At 46.0% G+C, this 24,810-nt stretch carries 13 protein-coding genes; all 13 read left to right on the plus strand.

The features are described from left to right. Positions 1-37 precede the first annotated feature (37 nt). The 13 genes from K8S19_03095 to K8S19_03155 all read left to right on the plus strand — a co-directional run bounded on the left by K8S19_03095 (position 38) and on the right by K8S19_03155 (position 24,690). The gene (locus K8S19_03095; GenBank protein MCD4812662.1) at positions 38-1,738 is read left to right on the plus strand and encodes a hypothetical protein; all 1,701 of its coding nucleotides are present in this window, start codon (positions 38-40) and stop codon (positions 1,736-1,738) included. A gap of 6 nt (positions 1,739-1,744) precedes the next feature. Continuing rightward, positions 1,745-2,098 carry a hypothetical protein gene (locus tag K8S19_03100; protein MCD4812663.1) on the plus strand — a complete coding sequence of 118 codons (354 nt, stop codon included), beginning with the start codon at positions 1,745-1,747 and terminating at the stop codon, positions 2,096-2,098. A 1-nt stretch (position 2,099) separates the two neighbouring features. Further along, positions 2,100-2,450: a hypothetical protein gene (locus tag K8S19_03105; GenBank protein MCD4812664.1), complete on the plus strand. Its 351-nt coding sequence runs from the start codon at positions 2,100-2,102 to the stop codon at positions 2,448-2,450. Between the two features lie 279 nt (positions 2,451-2,729). Beyond that, positions 2,730-8,918: a T9SS type A sorting domain-containing protein gene (locus K8S19_03110; GenBank protein MCD4812665.1), complete on the plus strand. Its 6,189-nt coding sequence runs from the start codon at positions 2,730-2,732 to the stop codon at positions 8,916-8,918. A 262-nt stretch (positions 8,919-9,180) separates the two neighbouring features. Next, positions 9,181-10,182 (plus strand): Fic family protein, encoded by a 1,002-nt coding sequence (locus tag K8S19_03115; protein MCD4812666.1) that lies wholly within the window; start codon positions 9,181-9,183, stop codon positions 10,180-10,182. Positions 10,183-10,443: 261 nt separating this feature from the next. Continuing rightward, positions 10,444-12,906 carry an AMP-binding protein gene (locus tag K8S19_03120; GenBank protein ID MCD4812667.1) on the plus strand — a complete coding sequence of 821 codons (2,463 nt, stop codon included), beginning with the start codon at positions 10,444-10,446 and terminating at the stop codon, positions 12,904-12,906. A gap of 178 nt (positions 12,907-13,084) precedes the next feature. Next, a complete protein-coding gene (locus K8S19_03125; protein MCD4812668.1) occupies positions 13,085-15,124 on the plus strand; it encodes a hypothetical protein in 2,040 nt (679 codons plus the stop codon). Between the two features lie 234 nt (positions 15,125-15,358). Beyond that, a complete protein-coding gene (locus K8S19_03130; GenBank protein ID MCD4812669.1) occupies positions 15,359-16,297 on the plus strand; it encodes a PorV/PorQ family protein in 939 nt (312 codons plus the stop codon). Positions 16,298-16,480: 183 nt separating this feature from the next. Further along, positions 16,481-19,252, plus strand: a complete 2,772-nt coding sequence (locus K8S19_03135; GenBank protein ID MCD4812670.1) for a T9SS type A sorting domain-containing protein — start codon at positions 16,481-16,483, stop codon at positions 19,250-19,252. After that, the gene (locus K8S19_03140) at positions 19,249-21,219 is read left to right on the plus strand and encodes a PhnD/SsuA/transferrin family substrate-binding protein (GenBank protein MCD4812671.1); all 1,971 of its coding nucleotides are present in this window, start codon (positions 19,249-19,251) and stop codon (positions 21,217-21,219) included. Before K8S19_03135 ends, K8S19_03140 begins: the two co-directional genes overlap by 4 nt. A 28-nt stretch (positions 21,220-21,247) precedes the next feature. After that, positions 21,248-22,504 carry a HAMP domain-containing histidine kinase gene (locus K8S19_03145; GenBank protein MCD4812672.1) on the plus strand — a complete coding sequence of 419 codons (1,257 nt, stop codon included), beginning with the start codon at positions 21,248-21,250 and terminating at the stop codon, positions 22,502-22,504. Next, on the plus strand, positions 22,501-23,883 hold the full coding sequence (locus K8S19_03150; GenBank protein ID MCD4812673.1) for a sigma-54 dependent transcriptional regulator: 1,383 nt from the start codon (positions 22,501-22,503) through the stop codon (positions 23,881-23,883). The genes K8S19_03145 and K8S19_03150 overlap by 4 nt, the downstream gene beginning before the upstream one ends. Positions 23,884-24,111: 228 nt before the next feature. Then, positions 24,112-24,690, plus strand: coding sequence for an RNA polymerase sigma factor (locus K8S19_03155; GenBank protein ID MCD4812674.1), 579 nt, complete (start codon positions 24,112-24,114; stop codon positions 24,688-24,690). Positions 24,691-24,810 lie beyond the last annotated feature (120 nt).

A 24,810-nucleotide genomic window follows, 5' to 3' on the forward strand; every position in this document is an offset into this window, starting at 1 on the left:
GGTACTATTTTTGAAAATAAACAAAGGAGCATCGCTTGTGTGGGCTTCACTCTATACACCGGTAGGAAAGCTTAAATATGAGAAGCTTAATTATCGTATTACCAAATTATCCACACTGTTGGAAGAACTCCTTGCTCAGGATTTCAGCGGCTATGTTGAAATTTTAGCGCCGCATGAACACGGGTTGATTGTTTTTTGTAATGGCCGTGTCTATAATTGTTTTTACGAGGGCACCGAAGACCTGGAACTTTCCCGGACGCAAATCATTGAACACTTTTTACGGACAGAGACTACTGAACGCGAAACGATTATCAATGTTGCTGAGTTGGACCCGCAAATTATCACAGCGCTAAGTGCACTGGAATCGCGGACACCGGCTCATCGTGAGCTGGAAACAGTCTTTCTGGACATGGGGAAACTGTTTGAAACATTTGCGCGCAAAAAATTTACCGGGAATCTGCGTTTTTACCGCATACGGAATAATACGCGTTTGGGAAATATTTTGCTGCGTCTCGAAAAAATTACCGCAGAACAGTTGCGCGATGCCATTCGGCTTCAGTTGTCCGGGGAGGGCGCGCTGCGTCTGGGGGATGCGCTCAAGCAGATCGGTGCAATTGATGAAAAGGGCATTGAAGAGGCGCTGGACCGGCAAAATGTCACACGGAAAGGTTCGGACCTGGAACTGGCGTTGGCTGTGTTTCATGCGGGTGAGTTTTTGGGAGGATACCGTTTTTCAGATAAGGCGTTGATTAAAGATAAACAGGAAGTTATCAAATGGCTGGCGGTTTCCGAAATATTAATGGATATCATTGACGGGGCATTGCCGCAGTTTTTGGATGTGAAAAGTATTTTGCATCCGGACACCCAGGCTGTAACCCAAAGAAAAGAATCCGCCCAACCGGTCTCCACCAAAGATACGGCTGTGCCCAAGGTGCCCTCGTTGTTGGATAACATTACATTGAAAAAACCCGGGGCTGATTCTGTGATCCAGGAGTTAACCCACGAGACTTTTATGCTCAAGGCGGATGATTTGATTTTGGATATTCATCCCCATCCTTCTTCACCTGTGGTGGAGGATGAAGAGGCAGCGGATAAAAATTTGTCCTGGTTGGATGAGTTGGTCAGTAAGCAGGAAAAGCAAGCGGCGCAATCCCGGACGCGGGAAAGTAAACCTGCCATCCCTGCCGGGCTTGCCAAAGCGGCGGAGTATATTATCACGACCAAAGTTGGGGAAGAACCAACCCCTATTTCACGAGAAAAAAAGCCGGATACCATCAAGCAGGAAGAAAAACCCGGAATTTCTGCGAAAAAAATAGTGCCCCAGGCGAAATCCCAGGACGCACAGGAATCAACGCCCCTGGCAGCAGAAAAAAGCGGATCAGCTATGGGAGAGGAACAAACAGCGACTGCGCCGGAGGCATCTGTTGCAGGCCCTGAAGGGTCGGAATTAAATGCCGGTGAATTCGCAATACCTGAAGTGTCATCCTCTCAAAAGCAGACCAACACGGATCCCGGATTGGCGGTTATTCAAAGTGTGGTCATGTCCCATATGGGGTTTTTAGGTCAGGCCCTGATTGATCGCGAAAAAAAGCAAATAGAAATCCCGGAAGGCCGAGCCATGAGTCCTTCCCAAATAAAAAGTTTGAACCAACGGCTTTTTCATACCACCAGTCTGGTGGTGGGGGAAAAGACGGCTGAGAGGATCATGATTGAGATTGAAAATGAGATTGGAGGCTAATCCGCCATGGAACGTGTTTTAACAGCATCGCAACATTTTCTATTTGTTAATGTGACCAGCTTTGTTGCCATTATCGGCGGGTTGACCCTCTGGGCGGGTTTTGTGGGCATGGGACTGGTTTCGCGGCGCTTTGAACAGGCGTATGGCGTGGTGACCCACTGGCTCTTCCAGATGATCGCACCGGCCGGGGTCTTTATTTACTTGCTGATGCAATCCATTGCCTCGCTGCGGCATAAAAATATGGGTGCGATTGAACTTTGGACCGGCTATACATTGTTGGTCTGGTCAGCGGTCCTTTGCATCTGGGGCGCTTACCGTTTTTTCAAAATTATTCGTCAGCTCGAACAGGAGCATGCATAATATGGGTGACTTTTTTTACCGCGCCAGTTTTTATCTTTATGAGATCAGTTTTCTGATGCTGGCAGCTGCTTTGTTTTATAACAGCATTTCGATGTGGAAAATCAACCGGGCACTGAAACACCCGCCGTACTGGATTTGGTCCGCAGCAGGCGCAGTACTCCTGGCAGTGTGCGCGATTAACCACTTTCACGTTTATCACCATCTCTCTCCACAATATCTCAAGAGTGCAGCCCAGGACCTTTTGATCCGGATGTATGTCCTCAAAACCGTCTCCATGTTCTGTATCCTGGGGGCCGGCATTTTCCTCGGACTCAGCAATTTCCTGTATATCCAAAAAATAAATCAAAAGTAATACTTGAAACCTCCGGAATATCCCCTAAATACAAAAAAAATATGCACCTGCGGTTTGTGAATATGCTGAAAAATAAGCTTGTTTCATGACTTTCGCAGTACCATTTTTAAAAAAAGTAAAATAAATGTTACAAATTTCAGCCTGCAACGTCCAATTATTTGATACAAACTAAAAATCTCAATTTGGTTGTTTTGTATCGAGTGTATAAACAATGCCTATTTTTTCGATATCGGTATTTAATTTGAAGTCGAGTTCATCAAACTGTACTAGGGGGGCACCATGAGGTTATCATCCAAATTCACATGTTTGACCAGAGTAGTTCTAGGAATTATCATTAGTTTTTTCATTTTCTTCAGCACGTCAACCCCGACACAAGCCGCTCATCCCGAGATTATCTATAGTACTTATTTTGGTGATAATGGTGATGAACGAATTGAGGATATTCATGTTGATAAAGATGGAAATGTCTATGTGGTTGGGTTCACAAGAAACTGGATGACAACAAAGCACAGTGGGCTTGTTGGACTGGATGACTCCTATAACGGTGGAGTAGATAATCAAGAAGGTTTTATTGCAAAGCTAAATGAAAACGGCGCGCTAGAATATTTTACCTATATTGGTGGAGATAACACAGATGCCCTTCATGCGTGCACAACTGATAGCCAGGGTTATCTATATATTACTGGCCACACATATTCAGGCGTGTCTGGAGATTTTAATAACCTGATTACTGAGACCGATGGTACGGGTGTGGCACTCAGTGGAACTAGAGACGGTATATTCATTAAACTGGCTCAGGATTATGCACCCGGACCTGGACCTGTATATCCAATATATGGAGCGTACTTTGGGGGATCTAGTTGGGAATATGGCTTGTGTATTCAAACTGATAATCATGGTGCAGCATATATTGGCGGATTTGGTCATTCCGATTTTCCTGTTTCACCTGGAGGGGTCGGCAATCCGAATAGCGGTGGTACAAATGCATTTTTTATGAAGTTTAGTCCCAATGGCGCTGCTGATTATAATATTGAATATAGTGGTCTCATCGCTGGAGATTTACATGAACCGGTTGATGATTTTAATGTTATTGATTATCAAATATTTGCTACTGGTCACACTCAATCTTGGGGACCCAATACCAGTGCAACCAATCCATTTCCCATTATCCCAGATGGTTCAACTCTCGATCGTGTCAATGATACACTGGGTGCGAATCAAGGGAGTGATGGATATTTTACAAAGGTCCATTCGGATGGTCTGTCGCTAATTCATAGTACGTTTATTGGTCCGGAAGAAAGTCCGGCAAGGACAGAGTTTGAAGGTATTCATGTGGATAATGACAATAATCCACTGGATGCAGATGGTAATGTTTTTATTGTTGGTTCTACTGAAGAAATCAATTGGAGTAGTTTTTATTCCATGCCCACAACGCATCAGGGAGGTCGCGATGGTATTGTTGTTAAATTGAGCTCGGATTATCAAACGATACTATACGCATCATTTATTGGCGGTACAGGCGATGATAAATGTAACGATATTGTCATGGATAATACTGGGAATTACTGGATCACTGGATTTACAAACTCTCCCGATTGGCCGAATCCCGGTGATGGGACTGGCGGTGATTATGATATTTTTGTCTTATATATGAATAAAGATGGCAACATTCTTTGGAGCAAACGCTATGGTGGAGACGCTGATGAGATGAAGGCTCATTTGGATGTTGAGGCTGATGTCGATGAGCGGGACAATACACTTTGGTTTTCAGGTGTGAGTCTTGAACCGACGAGTGTTGCTTACCCTACTGTTGCCAATGTCAATCCGCCTGTCAATCCGATCCAAAGCACTCATCTTAGCGGCCCGCCGCTTTCGACGCATACCGGGTCCTATGATGGTGTTATCACACATATTAAAGCCCCGGCAGTACCATTGCCGTGGAAAGATGATTTTATCGATGAAGACATTGGAGATGTTCCTGGCGGGTGGGAGCATAAAACTGATCATAATAGTAATCGGGCTATTTTTACAAATTTAGGAAGTTCACAAGCGCGGATTGAAGTAGCAGCAGGTGAAACCGAAGGAGATGTCAATAGCCGTGATATTTTATGTGAAAATGATATTCCTTGGATGCATATTAATGTTGATCAAATTGGAACAGGTGCGGAATGGTCATTGAAAATTTATCTCGAAGAGGATAATGACAATCCGGTTGATTTGATAACTGCGAACACCAAAGCAGGAATTCATGAAGTTAATTATGTTGATGTGCTTGCGAACCATGGAAAAAACTGGAACGGTCAATCCATAAGAATGGAGCTGACCGTTGCAGGTGGTGAAGGGAAATACATTGTCCTGGATTATATTAATATTAATACAAACCATTATTACGATAGCCTGCCTTGGGAGGATCACTTTGATAGCATGAATGTCGGTACTGTTCCAGATGGCTGGGACTATAAAGATGGACATGTGGCAGCTGATCAGGCTGTTATAACGTATGCCGGTAATTCTTTGGCGAAGATCAAGGTTCCGGTTGATGGCGGCGGTTATGTTGAAACTCGAAAATTTGTATATGACTCAAGCGATATCTATGGAAATGTGCAGGTTGATGTAACAGAATGCACTGCCACAAATTGGACTTTGAAATTAAAGAATCTTTCGACAATTACGGAGACGGATATTATCACCACGCAAACGGGTTCCGGCCAATTTAGCGGGACTTATTCAGCGGCAGATGGCGATGAACTTCGTTTTGTGTTATACATCACCGGAACTTCGGGAGACTATATCAATGTTGATTTTATTCGTGCTGTGAAATGGCAGATGGGATTGGAAGAACATTTTTTCCATTCGCCATCCGCAAATGGAACAGAACCGAGTGGTTGGGGAAGTGGGAAATATCAGTGTGATATGAAGTATAGTTATTCAGAAAATCCAACCTACGCAGCAATAACGCGGACAAGCGGTTCGGGATGGGGGAAAATTATCTCGCCTTCGCATACTGTCAGCACGACGAACCTGAATTATTTGGAAATATCAGTTGCTGATATTTCTCCAGATACATACTGGAGCGTTCGAGTGAGAAGAAGTGATGATAATAATACTTTGGTCATTCCGGATACCTTGGAACGTGGTATTTTCGAGGTCGACTATATTACCAGCGCTAGCTGGAGCGGACCACCCACTGTGACATTCACAATTGAAATTAATGTAATGGGTGATGTGGGAAAATATATTGTTGTTGACAGTATTAAAATTCGCGGGGCGGATGATGTAGTATTGAAAATTGTAGATTTTTCCTCTAGTGGTGTCAATCAGTTGTGTCCTTATACAACCAAGGCAAATTCCCTCCCGGATTTAATGCAGGGTGAGTCTTTGTATTTTGGTCACTTTATGTTGGAATTTGGAAGAGTAGGCTCCGCGTGGCGGGGTTGGAATGCTATGGGGCATGATCCAAATACCTTTGTTGATGGAGAACAAAGAGAGATAGCAGCAACCTACTATCCCTACAAGCATACAAGTCAAAAGCTGTTTCCTGAAACAGAAGCTGATTTGGTAGCTGATGAAGATGCACCTTATAACCAAAATAGTACTGAATTGGTTCAGAGGCATATTGATATTTGCAATATATTGGGCTTGAATGGTGCCATGTTTGATTTGGGTACTGCGAATGAGATTGTAGAGAGCTTTGAAGAAATCGGAGGTGTGCAACGAAAAGTATTGGAATTACAAAGCGGTTATGCTTGGCGCAAAGAAGTCTTTGATAAATACTTGGTCGCTATTAATGACAATCTGGCAGTTAATCCTGATGGTATCAAATATGTTATTCCGGTTTATGAAGATAAATCTCAATGGAAGTTCGTCAATCATCATCATGATAAAACAGGTTATGTAGACCGGGATGATACCGTTGCAAAAGCAAAAGCTGATTTAAGTGCCTGGTGGAGTATTATTAGTACGAGTTACGATAGTTTGTTATATAAAATCAATGATGGTGGTCAGATGCGTCCTGTTATTTATATGTTCTGCTATGAAGAAGAATCGCGATTTCCTTCCGATGACCACATATCTTTCCGGAACACACCAGATGGCCGTGGGATTACACGGTTGTCAGCGGTTGAACTCAAGGCTTGGTATGATGCCTTACCAGATCCCAAGCCTATATTGGTTACAAATATGAAGAAAACGAATTATCCCTATGATCCTGAAGAAATATATAATCCAGGAACAGATGATACAAAACTTTTTATGATGGAAGACGAAAATAACCGGTATAGTGATATTTTTGAAGGTTATTTCGAATGGCCTGAAATATTTGGCGGCCCGCACAGTCCTTATGATCAATATCACGATCTTACTGAGGAAATCAAACGGTGGAATTATAATAACTTGATCTCCCGTTATGACCTGGAGCTTGGTAAAATACGCTTCCTTGGAAGCGGTGCCTGGCCAGGATTTGATGATGAAAAAATAAAAAATTGGGGAGCAAATGAATGGCGGAAAATCCCCAGACGTTCGACTGCTACTGATACTGGAATACCATACATCTATACCTACAATTATCATTTAGATCGTGTTAAGAGCATGGATGTGCCGGTCAAGCAGGTGGTAACGTTCAATGATTGGTGGGAAGGTGCCAATGTCGAACCATCAGTTGATTTTTATGAAAAATATGCTTCTGGCGGAATATGGGGAGCTTCTGCCAGTCAAAATGAAACAATGAGACGGTTGTTCCAGCCTGTGAATAATGCGCGACAAAAGATTGACGAGATGAAGACCGGTTCATCAAGCTCGGTCAATACTGATCATGTCGTGCTGCCTTATTGGGGCTATACAGTTCGCAAAGGGTTCCCAGGTGATGCGGTCGTACAGCAAGCAGCTGATGATGCTAGCGAGGATATTGCGCAGGGAAATTATGTACAAGCAGAGACGGATCTTCAGTATTTTATTCATTCAATTCAGTCGAGAACACCGACGCCAACAATGACTCCTACGTCAACAACTACGATGACATCTACAGTCTCTCCGACAGTGACAGTGTCGCCGACGATTACACCCACACCGGATTATGCTTGGTCTGAGGGTTTTGTTGGAGGCGTTGCGGGGAATCAGCCCGGCGGCTGGGAAGACGAGACCGACAATAGCAGTTTTAATTCGGAAATTTATTATCTAGCATCGAATTCTTATGCTCAGGTTTCACGTACGGCGGATGGTACTTGGGGTAAAGTGTTAACCACTGGGATTAATTGCAATGTGGATACATACCCCATGGTTCAAGTGAATATCAGTGAGATCTCTGAGGATACAACTTGGAAAATTGGTATCCAGGAGACTGAGGGGAGTTGGCAGTATTGGAATATTAGTTCGAGCATGCAAGATACCGGGACGTTTAGTTTCAATTATCAAACAGTCACCGCTTGGAGCGGGACACATAACTTCAGTGTGACAATTATTGTTGAAGGCGATCCAGGGAAGTATATTCAGTCTGATTTTATTAGGGTCCGTCGAACTGTCGCTACCCAGACACCGACGGCTACTGTAACGCAAACTGCTACTGTAACACCAACTGCAACCCCGGCCAATGTGTACTGGACTGATTTCATCGGCACCGCCGGGCAGCAGCCCGGTGACTGGCAGGATGAGACGGACAACAGTGCTTTTGACTGTGAGATCAGCTACAGCACCACCAGCAGCATCGCGGAAGTAGAAAGAACAGCGGAGAGTGGTTGGGGCAAGGTACTTTTTGATGCCATGACCTGTGATGTGGATGTCTATTCCTTCTTAGAGATCAAAGTCACCAATGTTGATGCCAATACCAGCTGGAAACTGGGTATCCAGGAAGCTGAGGGAAGCTATCAGTTCTGGGATCTCCATGCCTCGCAGACCGGCACGGACACATATCACATTGACTACACCAATATCACGGGCTGGACAGGTGTGCATACCTTCCAGGTGCAGATCACAGTAGAAGGCGGCAGCGGTACTTCCATCACTGTGGATCACCTGCGTGTAGGCGGCGATGAGACCGCGCAGGGCGGCGTTGTGATTGTAGTGGATACCGCGACCCCAACAATTACTCCGACGATTACAGTGAGCCCGACCAAGACACCGACGCAAGTACCTGCAACAGCAACCCCGTCGCCGACAAAAACAGTGACCGCGACTCCGACACCATGGATGAAAGCCAAGGATGTGATGGCCTACCCGAATCCGGCGCGTGACAAGGTGAATTTTGCCTACACCATCTCCGGTCAGGCCAAGGTTGTGATTGACATCTACAAACTGACCGGCGAGCGCGTGGCGAATATCACCGAGCATGTGGATGGCGGCACAGGCCAGACTCTGAGCACAGCTTGGAACGCAGTGGATGTCGCGCCGGGCATCTACTTCTGCCGGATCGTGATCACGGACAACAGCGGCAAGCAGGTATTCAAGATTATGAAGAAGGTCGCATTAATCAAGTAGGGAATGGTCGCCCGGCATTCGCCCGGCAAGCTGACCATTCCCTACGACCACGTTGGGTGCATGGCGGAAATGGTAGGGGCGACCGGCCCCGACCGGAGGGGGGATCGTACGGGACTTCCTTCGGTCGCCGGTCGCCCTTACGCCAGACCGACGATCATACCTCCATAAATCATGTGTACGATTGACTGTACTATTACTTGACGATAACCTCTAGGCTTGGTACACTATTAAGTGTACGATGACTACACTATAAGAGGTTATTATGTATCTGCCAAAATACAGCCTTACCGATCATTTGATAAGAAAGCTTGAGTCTATCGCATCTTTGAAATCGAAAATCGAAAGCTCCTTGGTGGGCGTTGGCTGGATACCCAAATTGGTAAAAGATGCGCTGTTGAGATTAACTCATTCTTCTACTGCCATAGAAGGAAATACACTTTCCTTAAAAGAAGTCATGTTGCTGTCAGATGGAAAGGACATCTCCTATAAAAGCCGGAGGGAAAAGCAAGAGGTATTCAACTATCTTGAATTAATGAAATATATTGAAAATAACGCCGCGCATAAGGAATTCAAGGAAAGTGATATTTTATGGATGCACTCAATTATCGGCAAGAAAAATGTGTTGGATAGGGAACCGATCGGCAAATATCGAAACTATCAGGTGTATGTCGGTGAGTATAAGCCAATGAGCAGTTCGCGGGTGAAAAAAACGATGGATGATTTGTTGGTGTGGAGTAACCAGGAGGGTATTAAGAAGTCACCCATCATTTCATCAGCAATTATTCATTACAGATGTGAAACGATACATCCGTTTGGTGACGGCAATGGGCGATTGGGAAGAGCCTGGGCGATTTGGGAATTGTATAGAAGGGGATTTGATACGAACCATATATTTGCCATTGATGAAATATACCTGGAAAATAAAAAAAAATATTACAGGTCTTTAGCAAGACATCAAAATAAAGGCGAGAATGCGGATATAACCGGTTGGATTGAGTTTGTGGCGGAAGCCATTGAGTGGTCTTTGGAAAGAACATGGAAAAGACTGGATAAGGTAAGGATTGATAAAAAAATAGTATTAACGGAAAAACAAGAGACGCTGTTGGCCATGCTGAGAAACCAGTCAATGCACATTCAGGATATCATGAAGGAATTGGGTGTGACAAAGTCAGGGGCGCATGCCATTGTTAAGAACCTTTTGGAAAACAGCTTGGTTGAAAGACAAGGCGGGTATCGATCCGGGAAATACCATTTGATAAATTAATGGTCGCGATTATTCCCAGCAATCTTTGCACCACGGAGACGCAGAGGGCACGGAGAAATACATTGGAAATAAAAAGCACGTGGGAGAGGGGAATCTCAACACGTGTTTTTTATTTATCGTTTAAATGAACGACAATATGATAAAATAAAAAAATATAAAGCAGAATTACCGAATCCTGCCATTTCCATCGTTTTTCCCTGGGGTTTCAAATTCATTGAGAAAAGAGTTGCTATGGAACCGCTTACTGTTCAAACCCTGCAAATGCTCCGGAAACATGATCAGATTGCCCTGATTTGGAAAGACCAAAAAATAACCTACCAGACGCTGCATGAAAAAATCACCGGCTATGCGAGTTTGCTGGATAATAAACCGTGTACCAAAGTCGCGATCTTTGCGGAGAACCGGCTGGAATGGGTGTATGCTTTTTATGCCGGGTGGAAAAAAGGTTGTATTAATATCCCGATTGATGCCATGTCTTCGGCCGATGAAGTCGCCTATGTTCTGGAGGATGCGCAGCCGGAGATTGTTTTTTGTTCGGAAAAAAGCCGGGTGGTGATGGAACAGGCGATCAGTCAGAGTCCGCATAAACCCCACATGTATGTTTTTGAAGAAATCTCCGCAGATCCGGGACGGAGTGAGGCCGCAGCCCCGGATTTTCCGGAAGTGAAGGCCGATGATACAGCGGTTTTTATCTATACCTCCGGCACCACCGGCAGCCCCAAGGGGGTTATGCTTTCATATAGAAATCTGTATACCAATATCAATGATGTTTCTCAACACATCCCGATCTATAAACCGCAGTACCGTGTCATGGTCCTTTTGCCCATGCATCATATTTTACCCTTGCTGGGTTCCTTGATTTGTCCGCTGTATGTCGGTGCCACAGCGGTGATGTGCCCGTCACTGGCATCGGAAGACGTCCTGGCAACTTTGCAGGACCACAAGGTGAATATTATCATCGGTGTGCCGAAATTTTATGAAAAGATTCGTAAGGGAGTTCGGGATAAAATCAATAAAAGTATTGTGGCCAAGCTGGTGTTTAAACTGGCGGCATTGATCAATTCACCGGCGCTCTCAAAAAAAATATTTAAACAGGTCCATGCCAAAATGGGTGGAGAAATAATGTATCTGGTTTGCGGCGGTGCAGCCATTGATCCGGAGACCCAGCGCGATTACCGGACACTGGGATTTGACATGCTACTTGGTTACGGCATGACCGAGGCAGCACCCATGATTACATTTACCCGGCCGGGTACCGGCAAGAGCGGTGCATCCGGCCAGTCCCTGACCTGTACCACTGTGAAAATCGAGCAGGGTGAGGTCTTGGCCCAGGGTGCCAATATTATGCAGGGCTATTATAACCGGCCGGAAGAGACAGCTGAGGTTTTAAAAGACGGTTGGCTGCATACCGGTGACCTGGGGCAGCTTGATGATAATGGTTTTCTGACCATCACCGGCCGGAAAAAAGAGATCATTGTGATTTCCACCGGAAAAAACATTAATCCGGCTGAGGTTGAGGCGAAACTTAAAAAAATAAATTTCTTGATTACGGAAGTGGGGGTCTATGCCCGGGGCGATTTGCTTCAGGCCGTCATTTTTCCTGATTTTCAGGCATTGCACGATCAGGGTGTGGTGAATATTAAGGAGATGTTTTTTTCCAAAGTGATTGACCAGTATAATAAAAATGTCTCGGATTACAAGCGGATCCGCAATATTGGGATCTGTAAAACAGAATTGCCCAAGACCCGGCTGGGTAAGCTTAAACGCTTTGAACTGGAATTCATCATAGAAAAGGGGAAAGAGAGCAAACGATCGGCTGTGCCGGAACAAGAGTTTGAAGAGCTTTTGGTGCTAAAGAAATATCTTAAGGAGCAGACCCACCAGACGATTTATTGTGATGATCATTTGGAGATTGATCTGGGACTTGATTCTCTGGACCGTGTCAGTTTGCAGGTTTTTTTGAAAAATACGTTTGGAATTGATGAGCAGGAAAATATTTTTCTGGATTATCCGACAGTCGGCAAAATGGCGGACTTTATCCGGGAAAATAAAAAGAAGATAACCGTGGAAGCCATCCAATGGGGGGATGTTTTTAAAACAAAGCTTGCGGTCCGGCTTCCCCGGACCTGGCTCACGCTGTCGGTCATCCGGGTGTTCGGGGCCTGGTTTTTGTATATGTATTTCAGAGTCCGGGGTGAAGGGATTGAGAATCTTCCGGACAAGCCCTGTATTATCGCGCCCAATCATCAGAGCTATTTTGACGGACCCTTTGTGGCCATGTTTTTTAAATTTAAGTTTTTGAAGCGTACTTATTTTTACGCCAAAGCCAAGCATGTCCGGTACTGGTGGCTCAAGTTTCTGGCCGGAACGAATAATATTATTATTATGGATATTGATAAAAATTTAAAACTTTCGATGCAAAAAATGGCAGAGGCACTCAAACGGGGGAAGAATGTGATTATTTTTCCCGAAGGAACCCGTTCCCGGGACGGCAGGATCGGAGTATTCAAAAAGACTTTTGCAATTCTTAGCCGTGAACTCAATGTGCCGGTCGTGCCGGTGGCCATTAGCGGTGCCTATCAAGCGCTGCCGGCGGGCAGTGTTTTTCCAAAATTTTTTAAACCCATTCGGGTCCGGTTTTTAAAACCGGTATATCCTGAACGTTTTTCCTACGAAGAGATCCGGGAAAAAGTGCTGACGCTGATACAGTCAGGGATAAAATAGGGGTTTAGTATTGCTTTTTTTGAATAATTGAAATAAATTACCGTGCAGCGACGTCTCATTTATATTGAATCCAAGCGGCAAAAAAGTAAAAAAAAATCATACTTTTTTAGGCACAAATCAGTCTAATCAATAGGCAATGAATACTTCAGGTATCGAGAAATAGATTTCAGGAGGCCTTATGAAAATAAAACAGTACCTTCCGGTTTTATTCGTGCTTTTATTCAGCAGCATGACCGCGTCAGTTATGGCAGCCACTTTTTGGCAGGATGTTTTTTCCGGTACTGCCGGAGAGCAGGTCACCAACTGGGCGGATGAGGATCAAAATTCAGCTTTTAATCTTCATATTAGTTATTCAGATACCGAATCATGGGCAGCAGTAACCCGGACCGCAGAAAGTGCCTGGGGTAAGGTATTGTCACCCAACCAAACTGTGGATGTGGATATTTATCCCATGGTGGAGATAGTGGTGACCGGGATCTCGGCCAGCACTGGCTGGCGATTGGGTATTCAGGAACAGGAAGGCAGTTATACGCATTGGGATGTCTCCGGCGCACAGAGCGGGATGGGCACGTTTCAGTATGATTTTGCATCAGTCACCGGATGGAGCGGGACGCATACTTTTAGTGTGGAAATTATTGTAGAAGGGAATCCCGGAACCTATATTGAAACCGATTCAGTGCGGATTTACGGCACTTCTTCAGGTACACCGACAGATACACCGACACTCACCATGACCATTACACCCAGCCCGGTGTTTTCGCCTACCCTCACTGGCACACCCTCTATGACTGCCACGATTTCACCGACCCTGGATCCCGGGGCATCCCCCACTCACACGCCAACCCCCTCACCAACTGCGACTGCGACAGAAATCGCAGGAGAGTTTAATTTGTGGTTGGACCATTTCACCGGCGGCACGGCCGGTAATCAGGTTGCCAACTGGGAAGATGAGACCAACAACAGCGCGCACAATGCCGAGATTGCTTATTCGGACAATACTACCTGGGCGGCAGTAACCCGCACAGCGGATGCGACAGGTTGGGGCAAAGTACTCTCACCTAATCAGAGTGTGGATGTGGACCTGTATCCCATGGTTGAGATTGTGGTGACCGGTATTTCAGCCAGTACCAGTTGGCGGTTGGGTATCCAGGAACAGGAAGGAAGTTATACGCATACTGATCTTTCCGGTTCGCAAACCGGTACCGGGACATTCCAATATGATTATGCTGTAGCAACCGGCTGGGCCGGATCGCATACCTTCAGCGTGGAGATTATTGTGGAGGGCAACGGCGGAACCTATATTGAAGTGGATTCTGTCAGGGTTTATGGGACAACTCCGCCACCCAGCCCGACCGTGACACAGACCCCGGATTTGATTAATACAGCGACGATGACATCCACTATTACACCGACCGCAACCATGCAGGTGACCACCGTGGCCTGGGAAGATCATTTTGAAAGTGGTGTTTCCGACCAACAGCCGCCGGATTGGCTTGACGAATCTGATGATTCAGGATTCAATGCAGAAATTTTTTATTCCAGCACGCCTTCTTGGGTGGCGGTGACCCGTACGGCGGATGACATGTGGGGTAAGGTTGTACGAATGCAAAATCTCGATGTGACCCGCTATCCAATGCTGGAAATATCTGTTACCGGTGTATCGAGCGGTGCGAATTGGAAAGTGAGAATCCGGGAAGGTTCTGATTACTATGATTTGGCAACCGGAACCAATGCAACTGGTGTTTTTAGTCATGATTATGCCGCAGCGACAGCATGGAGTGGGGATCATGCGTTCCAGGTTGTCTTGGTGGTGGAAGGTAGTCCCAGCGAATATATTGAGGTGGATTATATTCGGATCTACGGGTTTGATATGCACTATACACCCACGCCCTCACCAACGTATACCCCCACACCGACCAATACACCGTTTGTGGATGCCGAAGACTTCAAGGCTTATCCCAATCCGGCGCGTGATCTGGTTACATTTGGATTCGTGGCTGCGGGAAGCGTGAAAGCTACGATTGATATCTACCGCACGACAGGTGAACGGGTGGCGCATATTGCGGAAGATAAAGTTGGAGCGCCGGGCCAGGTGTTGGAAATAGCCTGGAATGCGGTCAATGTGGCGCCGGGCATTTATTTCTGCCGGATGGTGGTTGTGGACAGCAGGGGTGTGAAGGTGATTAATGAAGTGAAGAAGGTGGCTATAATAAAATGATGATTGCATCACGCAAAGCCGCGAAGAAATGAAAAGGACGCAAAGTTGGATGGAAGGGTTTTACCTTATTTAGTGTTTTGGCGTGAGGCACTTAAATATGGAGCCCCACGGGCAAGCCCGGGGTGTTCTGCGGAGCGGGATAGAAACACAAAGCAAGGAAAAAATCCAGAATGAAGATTCATCTTTGCGCCTTTGCGTGTGGCATTTGCATTGAATGAATTGAGGAGGTTTTCAATGAAACAAAATCACATTTTTACGATCATTATTATGGCGGCACTGCTTGCCGTCAATACCCATGCCGACCAGACGGATTTTTCCGTCGGTGAGGTGGGGGCGGCCGAGCTGGGGATCGCGCTGGGTCCCAGGCCGGTTGCCATGGGGGAAGCATTTGTGGCCAAAGCGGATGACGTCAATGCCACTGCCTGGAACCCTGCCGGACTGGCCCGGATGGAACAATATAACATTGGGTTTATGCATAATATTTATCTTCAGGACACCTCTTTGGAATATCTGGCCTATACGCAGAAATTATTAAAAAATTCAGGGATCGGTGTCAATCTGACTTATATGAATTACGGAATTTTTGAAAAACTGGAAGTGGTCAACGGCATTCCTGAATCCAATGGTGAGTTTACTCCTTATGTCATGACTTTTTCCGGCGGCTATGGACAGCGGATCATCGATGATCTGGCTGTAGGCGCTGCTGTGAAATATTATAGCCAGACCATTGATTCAGAAAATTATACTGCGTTTGCAGTGGATATCGGCGGTTTGTACAAGACCCGGATTGAAGACCTGCAAGTCGGACTGGTGGTGAAAAATTTGGGAACACAGATCGGGGAATATTCCATTCCTATGGAAGCCACTGCCGGGGCTGCGTATGTTGTTCCGTTTCATTTTTTTGGTCAGGATGTTTGGAATGTGCTGCTGGATGTTAATCTGCCGTTCGGTGACAGCACGTATACTGCCGTGAATTTGGGGACAGAGTATTGGTATGCTGAATACGCACTGCGTGCCGGGTATAAATTCAAGGAGCAGGGTGCCCTGGGCGGCGTGTCCGGATTGACGCTGGGATTCGGTATCAAAGGCAATATGCTCAGTCTCGATTATGCCATGGCATCTTACGGTGAACTGGGCCTGACCCACCAGTTTGCGGTTGGCGTACATTTTTGATATAGGAAGCATATAGTCAAGCCCCCTGGGGTTTTCTCAGGGGGCTTTTTTTATTTTTGCAAAATGGCTATAAGTCCAGTCTTTTTTGAATCAAAGTATTTGTATGTCAATCCATATCGTATTACTATTTATAAGGCGTATAGCGAAGATGTTTGAGACAGCACCCGGGGGGCTGAATTAAGCGTGAAGAAATTTTTCTATCTATTTTTGATAATGAGTTTGGTATTTATGTGCCGGCCCGCGCTCGGGTACCAGTTTGGCACTGCCTGGGATGAATCCGAAAATGATGGGACACCTACGGACAATATTTACCTGGACGACCAGCACGACCGTGGCGTAAATTTCCGCAATGTGTACATCCGCTGGAATAAATTTGAAAACATAGGGGACAATGTCTGGGATACCGATTATATCAACCGGAAAAAAGCGGAAATTGTAGCGTATGAACAAGCCGGATTCGATGTTATTATCCGGATTAATTTTTTCCCGGTTCCGGAATGGTATTTTTTTGCTTATCCTCAGTCCCGTTTTAAAAATCAATATGATGTGGAATGGAAACCAGAAGAGCGCGGCTGGAATGATGACGAAAGGGACACAAGCGCGGTCAGTATCTGGAACAACGCTGTTACCAATCCTTATCAAGCTCAGCTTGATGATTATTTATCGCAAGTTTTTTCAGAATTAGGAACCGATTTCTGGGCGGTTTATTTATCCTGCGGGCAGTATGGCGAAGTATCTTATCCAATATTGGTTGCAGCTGATGGTGATACCCGTGGGGCGGATTTTTTGGGAAACACCAATTGCTATTGGGCCTGGGATGTTAATGCCCGTGCCTCGCTGGCTGCCACGTATGTCGCTGACCCACGTTTGACGGATATTCAAAATTTTAAACCCGGGCTGCCCGGCGGCAAAGACCCCTATGCCGGGGAACGGTTGGTTAATGGCGGGTTTGAGGATACCGATTATCTTGATTTGCTTGGTTCAGACCAACCCCGGGCGATCGCCAATTGGCGTCATTCAGCACAGATAGCTTCAGATAAACCCGGAAGCTGGCAACCGGAAATCCAAAGCACAGACAGTCAGTCAGGAAATCAGCATCTGCGCCTAAACGGCCAAGGTGGGAACCAGTACTACCTGCGCCAGCGCGTCCCGGTGGTCGGAGGGCGGCCGTACACGTTTGAAGGCTATATGAAGGTTTCCAATACGAGCCAAGGGATGCTGCGTATTCAACAGCTCAATGCTTCAGATGCGGTGGTGGACACCCTGGTTTTATTTTCGACAGCCGAGAGCTGGACACATGTGTATCAGAGCATCACCATGAATGCAAGCACGATACGAGCCAATATTGATGTTTATCTGGACACGGGAAGTACGCTGGTTGAATACGATTCGATTTCTTTACACGATGCCCAAGTGACAGACCATTATGCCGCAGAGAAATTTTTGGCTTGGTACTACACATCTTTGGCAGATTATATCAATTGGCTCATTCCCACTGTGCGTATGTACTATCCCGCCGGGCGATTGTTTCTCATGGGCGGCGGTTTTTCCAGTATGGCGGGTGACATTGAGGATGAAATTCAGCAGGACATTATGGGGAATAGTAAAAATAATCACTGGGTGCAACGCGGGGCAGCGCCGGACCGGTATTTGACAGGGATTCTACCAGGCAACCGGACCAATTTGTATTTTCTCAACACTGCGCTGGAACAAATTGATCAAGGGAATGGTGAAACCGCCTGGGAGACGGGTCCCTTGTATACGGATTTTTCAGCACCCCATTATTTTGCTAAATTGGCGGATATTTTTGGGTTGAGGAAATTTGGGGAAAATGCAGGCAACAATGATTATTGGGAGATGTCACGCGCTTTTCAAAATATGCAGGACTACGCTTATGAAGGTCTGGCCTGGGCCAAGCCGTATGAGTTGTACCAACCTTATCTCAATCGCGCTTCGCTCAAAGATTACGCTGAGTTTATCACCGCCTATGGCGGACCGGCTGCCAAACAACCAACCGGCGGCAGCATTCTCCCGATTGTGACCGGGTGGGAAGGGGATGCTGAACCGCGCGGCTATGATAATGTTTATAACTGGATCACTGATGTGGAATCCTATAATACTGCTGAATATTCCATGCCACTGTGTACGCGGGCGCAGCCGGATTTTAATCAATACAATCCTGTTACGCCCTATGCAGATTCACAGTATTATTTACTTGTGGCAGGCAAAGTCACAAGTGGCGCCACGAGTCCCAATTGTTACTACTGGCTTTTCAATGATGTGCTGATTCCTTATCATGATATTACAATTCAAAGCGGCACAAAGCTAAGTTATTGGATTTATCCTTACGATGATTCGGGAGATGCTACGGATGGCAACCGTTGTGTGGCGATTGATCTTATTTTTTCTAATGGCTCAGCATTGCGCAATCATCCGGAATTGACAGACCAAAATGGTCATCATTCACATCCGGCACAAAGGCATGATCATCTCGTACCTAATACCTGGAATTATGTAGAAATTGATTTGTCCGCCATGGCGGGTCAAACCATTCAGCAGGTCTGGGCGGTTTTTGATGATCCCAATTATCTCAGTCACGGGGAAAAGTACCGCGTGTATATTGATGATTTACGCTTTGCCGATCCATTGAAAGCCACGCCGACCGTGACACCGACACCTGTACACAAATATCCGCTTGGTGCGGCAGTGCCTAATCCTTTCCTCCCGACCCTGGGGCAGACGCTGGATTTTGGTGTGGATGCGTATTATTCGGCGGGGACAGCCTATCAAATTAAAATCTTCAACTTAAACGGTAAGCTTATAAAAATCCTGGACAATGCCGGGCAATGGGACGGACGCAATCAAAATGGTCGCTATTGTGAAGGCGGAGTGTATTTTTATCAAATCAAAATTGAGAACCGGACCATTCACGGAAAAGTAGTCGTCCTAAAATGATGGAATTCCGCAATTGTTTCCTCAAACAGAATTTTCAAGTCATTGTTTTTCTTTTTCTGACAACAATTTTATTCAGCGTGTCGGTGGGTGCGTATTTTATCCCGGCCGGATTGGGGGTAAGACCGGCAGCCTTGGGCGGCGCGTTTGTGGCAGTGGCAGATGATGCCAATGCAGTATTGTTTAATCCGGCAGGATATGCCGGTCTGGAGAAAATCGAGATGGTCAGCATGTATTCTGAACTGTATGCCGGATTGAACGCCCGGCTCTTTACCGGAGAGCTTGACCGTACCGGATACAATTTTCTATCTGTTGCACTTCCATTTGGCCCTGAAATCGGCACGGTTGGCCTGGCCTGGATCCAGCTTGATTCTTTGATCTATACGGAAAATGTTTATGCTTTGAGCTACGGGAGAACCTTGCCGCTGGTTCCGATTGATCTGGGGATCACCCTCAAAGTATTACAATGGCAGGTCGCTCAAAATGAGTTTACCACCCAAAACAGTTTTTACCCTTATTCCCAGTTTGGCAAAACCGGAGTGACGGCAGATATCGGGGTGAAATATAAGTTGGATAAAAACTTGACGATTGCTGCGAGTGTGGAAAATAGTATACCCGTGGACATGGGGATTACCCGGACAGAGATCGTGCCCATGGTGGTGAGAGCCGGGGCCGCCTATCATCTGGTTTTGGAAAATCGCTACATTGATCACCTGCTGGTTGCCGGTGAGATTGATCTGCGCGAAGATGCGACTGATGAAATATTAAATCCCCGGCTGGGGCTGGAATCCACGCATCTTGACTTGTTTGCATTACGTGTCGGCACCACATTCAATGAAGTTTCCGCCGGACTGGGCATTTACTACCAGGTGCCGCAAACCCCGCTGGGGGTGCAACTGGATTATGCGTTCACCTATCCGTTTGAGATGAGCGGTACCGGGGGCTCGCACCGAATCGGTTTGAAAGGTCAATGGGACCATCAGGCAACACCAATACTTTCCAAACAGTTAAAGGAAGAGCAGCCGGGAACGTATAGGAAAGAAACAGCTGTTCCCGGGGATGCGGGAGCAACGGGGCCGGTATTCGGACCCATGCCGCTTGCACCGGTATTGCCTGTACCGGCCGTCGTGCCGCCCACGAGGCAAGAAGCGCCTCTCGGATCGGTGATCCCGGATAAATATCCAAAAAAAATTGTAATAGGGATTGATCAAATATTGTCTAATCAGAAGGCAGCGGAAATGAAATCCGATTTGGCATATATCCTGGCTTATTTGAACGAAAAAATCAGTATTAAAATTGAGCAGCGTCGGCTCACGATCGACGATTTGAAAAAACAGTTTTTACTGGGCGAACTCGACATGGTTGTCTCCTATAATGAATATTTTTACGAATTCTACCAAAACGGTCTGATCCGGCCGGCAATCGTGATTCGCAGTCAGGGAAAACCATATTTTCTATACTATCTTTATGTCAGCCAGGACAGCACGGTCGTGAATAAGAAGCAGTTAAAAGGGAAGCGTTTGGGATATTTGGGTGGTGAAAAGAGAAAATATTTGAAGACAATCATGTATGACAATATTCCTGAGTTTAATGCAGCCGGATATTTTGATAAAATTGTTGCATACTCAACGCCGATGGAAGCAGTCCTGGCCCTGCAGATGGGCACGGTGGATGCGCTGCTTGGCATGGACCGGGAGTATCAGTTGGATGCAGGCGATAGCCAAGCGCAGGGGGTTAAAATCCACGGCGGGCTGAAGATTATCGCCCAGTCTCCGCCCATACCCAATAGTCCCGTATGGATTAAGTGGACCGGGAATGAAAAAAAACAGGCCGGTCTCCGGAGGATCGTTGAATTGATGCTTCTGGCACACCAGACCAAAAGGGTCCGGGATATTCTCAATAAGCTGGGGATTGACCGCTTGATTTCTTTTGATGAAAAAAAATACCATCATTATCTGGGTGGCCGCTAGCCGCTGCCCGGATTGCCAAGGATGAGATGTGGAAAAGAAAAATAGTGTATACAAAATAACGCTGGCAGCCATGCTGGTCGTTGTATTATCCATTGCCGCAATTGCGGTCATCTGGGTTAATGTGAGTGAAATGGAGAAACAGCATGAGCAGGAGCACAGGCAGTTGTCTGCCAGCATTGCGGAGACATCCAATCAGTTCATGCAGGCCGGCCAGCTCACCTACTTCTACAAATTATTGCAACTGCTGACAAAAATATCTTTTGTGGATTACCTGGCGGTCCACATCAATGGCCACAAAAAGCTGGAAACGCAAAAAAGCGTCCGGGTTAATGAGCAGTGGATCGATCAAAATAAAACCGGCAGTGATGCGGATTGGCATGCAAGAAAAATTCGGCAATATTATGTGAATCAGCCCCTGTACCCTGCAAAGGGGAGGGATGGTGTTTTGACCATTGTGTTTTCCAAAAAAGAATACCAAAAACCGATCCGTATTATTCAAGGGGCCATCGGTTTTATTGTGCTGCTTTTGATCGTGATTCTTGTTGTGATGAACAAACTCCGCCAGACACTGGGCAAGCTCGAATATGCCCGGAAGAACAAGGCGGACACCATCTACCGTATTACGCATGACGCGCGTCAGGACTTGACCGTGGTCCAGGGGAAACTGACGTCAGTTCTGCGGAATCGAAAAAAGGGAACCAAACACATCAATGTTGAAAAGGATTTGAAAACCGCCCATGAAAGTACGATTGCGTTGGACCGGTTTTTGCACAATCTCAATGACCAGCAGCGTATGGAAAAAGGCGAGGTTGAGTTGCTGTCTGCCCGGGTGGATATTATTAAAATTGCCCATACCGTTATGTCCGGATTCGAGGAGAACCTGGCATTACGAAAAATGCGGTTTGAACGGAATTTGACATCAGAATCGCTCTGGGTCTGGGCTGACCCGCAGATCGCGAAAAGAATCCTTATGAATTTGGTCCACAATGCCATCAAATATTCCGACAATGGAGAAATGATCCGGCTCCAGGCGGAATCGGACAACCGGCAGGTTAAAATATATATTAGCGACCAGGGACACGGCATTGAAAAAAAATACTGGAAAAAAATATTTCAGGCCTATTATCAGATTGATGCCAACAGTGTAGGTATGGGACTTGGCCTGGCCAATTCCCGGCAACTGGCCAAGCTGATGAGCGGGGAGCTGGGTATTGTGGAGAGTGTGCCTGGGCAGGGCACCACCTTTTATCTGGCCCTTCCGGCTAGCGAAGGAGTGAAGGCATGAACCGGATACTAATTGCAGATGATGACATCAGCGTTGTCGACACCATTGCAGGGATATTAAAAAATGAAGGCGGGTTTGAAGTGGAGACCGCATTGCGGCACGACGAAATTATCGGAAAAATAGAATGCTTTCAACCGCATCTTTTGACCCTGGACCTGGAATTTGGGAGTCAGTCAGAGGCCGGTATCGCCATTTTAAAAGAAATTCGAAGCCGCTATAATGAAAAAAGATTACCCATCATCATCATCAGCGGCACTGGGGATACGGTTAAGCTCCGGGAATTGGTTAAAAGCGGGATGAACGATTATATTTATAAACCCATTGACGCAGGTGACCTGCTGGAAAAAATATCCGGCTGTATCCAGGTTGCGCCGGTAGACACAACGATCTGGAAAAAACAAGTGATCGGTAACTCCAAAGCGATGATGGATCTTATGCTGCATGTGGGGCGGCTAACGCGCGCTGAACTGGATACTTTGATTTTGGGGGAAAACGGGACCGGCAAAGACCTGATCGCCGAGCTGTTTCACGAGATGGGCCCCCGGCATGGAGAGCGGTTTTACGCCATTGACTGCACCAATATCCCGGACAACTTAAGTGAAATCGAACTCTGGGGGCATGCCGCCAATGCGTTTACCGGTGCGGTAAAGGACAAAAAAGGCAGGAGTGAAATGGCTGACCAGGGAACTCTGTTGTTGAATGAAATCGGGGATCTTTCTTTATCTCAGCAAGCCAAAATATTGAATTTTATTCAGAATAAAACCTTTTTGAGAATCGGCGAAGTCGAGCCGCGCTCTTTGGATATTGTCATTTTAGTTGCGACCAATAAAAATTTATATGAAATGGTCAAGCAGGGGAAGTTCCGTGAAGATTTATATTTTCGTCTGCATAGCAATAACATCATCATGCCGCCTTTGCGGGACCGTCTTGAGGATATTCCCCTATTGGCCGCGCATTTTATGAAAAAATATAATAAAAAACTGAAGAAGGACATAAAGGGCATTGTGTCCGACGTGCTGGAAAAATTTCAGGCGCTCCTGTGGCCGGGGAATGTACGGCAACTGGAAAAGTGCATTGAAACCGGGATGATCAACTGCCGCGGGCAGCAGATTAAATGGAAAGATGTGCAGTCTTATATCGAGCATGGCGAACAGGCGCTGCATACCTCCGATGCCGGTCAACCGGAATTTGATCCGGATTGGACTTATAAAAAAATTAAAGACGCTATAAAAAATAAAGCTGATGAAACTGAGCGACACTATATCACGCACCATCTGGAAAAAAATAAATACAAAATTGTCAAAACCGCCCAGGCGATCGGGTTGAAAAACTATCAGCAATTGACTGAGATCATGCAGCGGTTGAAAATATCGAAATAAGGGCGGTTCACGAACCGCCCCTACGCAGCCCCCCCTGAACCCAACGTGGTTCAGGGGGAAATAAAAATCCAGCCTTTTATTATATAACACCAGCCTTGTATAAAATCATTCATTTCCACAGACCATTTTCAGAAAAAGCTTATTTTCAAAGGTTTACCGTGTGCAGTGATTGTGGCACGAACGTTGCTATTCATATATTGAAGAAGTATTTCAATTGTGGGGGGAAATGTGGATCGCAGCGACCGGGAACTCATCACAGCCATTAAAAATAATGATCCCGACGCGGCCCGCGTGTTGTATGAACGGTATTATGCTATGACAGTTCGGGTTGCCCTGAAGGTATTGCACTCAACAGATGATGCCCAGGATATTGCCCAGGAAGTGTTTATGCGTGTCCTGGTCAGGAAAAAAATACTGGCTTTTCGCGGAGATTCCCAATTGGGTTCATGGCTGTACAAAGTGACTGTCAACCACTCACTTTCCTTTATCCGGAAAAAAATGAAAAGGCAGGAAACCCAGCGCTTGATCTTAAAAGAATGCCGTGAGTTCAATAGCCGTACCAGTGAAAATGTGGACCAGCTTTGGAAACTCGAAACCCATGAAAAATTGGAACACCTTTGCGAAGCCCTCGATACCCTTCCCGGTCTGTACGGAAAATGCCTTTTTCTCAGATATTATGAGGGCCAAAAGTATAAGGAAATCGCGAAAAAACTAAAAATAACCCGGGACCGGGTCGGCATGCAGATCATGCGGAGCCGGAACCTGCTGAATAAAAACCAGGAATTAAAAAAACTGTACGTATCCTGAACAGGGTAAATAAATTCCAAGGTGGTTGCATGAGACTCTTCCTAAAAAAAATCGAAACTGTGGTTATAAAAATTTGTTTGGTTAGTCACATAGTAGTCGGAAATGAAATAGTTTGTTGTA

The organism is bacterium (assembly GCA_021108215.1).
Lineage (GTDB): Bacteria > Oederibacteriota > JAAXVQ01 > JAAXVQ01 > JAUVAV01 > JAIORK01.

Bases quoted from the DNA above. Each gene is read 5' to 3' on its own strand.
- K8S19_03100 (MCD4812663.1), top strand. From the start codon at position 1,745: ATGGAACGTGTTTTAACAGCATCGCAACATTTTCTATTTGTTAATGTG.
- K8S19_03105 (MCD4812664.1), top strand. From the start codon at position 2,100: ATGGGTGACTTTTTTTACCGCGCCAGTTTTTATCTTTATGAGATCAGT.
- K8S19_03110 (MCD4812665.1), top strand. From the start codon at position 2,730: ATGAGGTTATCATCCAAATTCACATGTTTGACCAGAGTAGTTCTAGGA.
- K8S19_03115 (MCD4812666.1), top strand. From the start codon at position 9,181: ATGTATCTGCCAAAATACAGCCTTACCGATCATTTGATAAGAAAGCTT.
- K8S19_03120 (MCD4812667.1), top strand. From the start codon at position 10,444: ATGCTCCGGAAACATGATCAGATTGCCCTGATTTGGAAAGACCAAAAA.
- K8S19_03125 (MCD4812668.1), top strand. From the start codon at position 13,085: ATGAAAATAAAACAGTACCTTCCGGTTTTATTCGTGCTTTTATTCAGC.
- K8S19_03130 (MCD4812669.1), top strand. From the start codon at position 15,359: ATGAAACAAAATCACATTTTTACGATCATTATTATGGCGGCACTGCTT.
- K8S19_03140 (MCD4812671.1), top strand. From the start codon at position 19,249: ATGATGGAATTCCGCAATTGTTTCCTCAAACAGAATTTTCAAGTCATT.
- K8S19_03150 (MCD4812673.1), top strand. From the start codon at position 22,501: ATGAACCGGATACTAATTGCAGATGATGACATCAGCGTTGTCGACACC.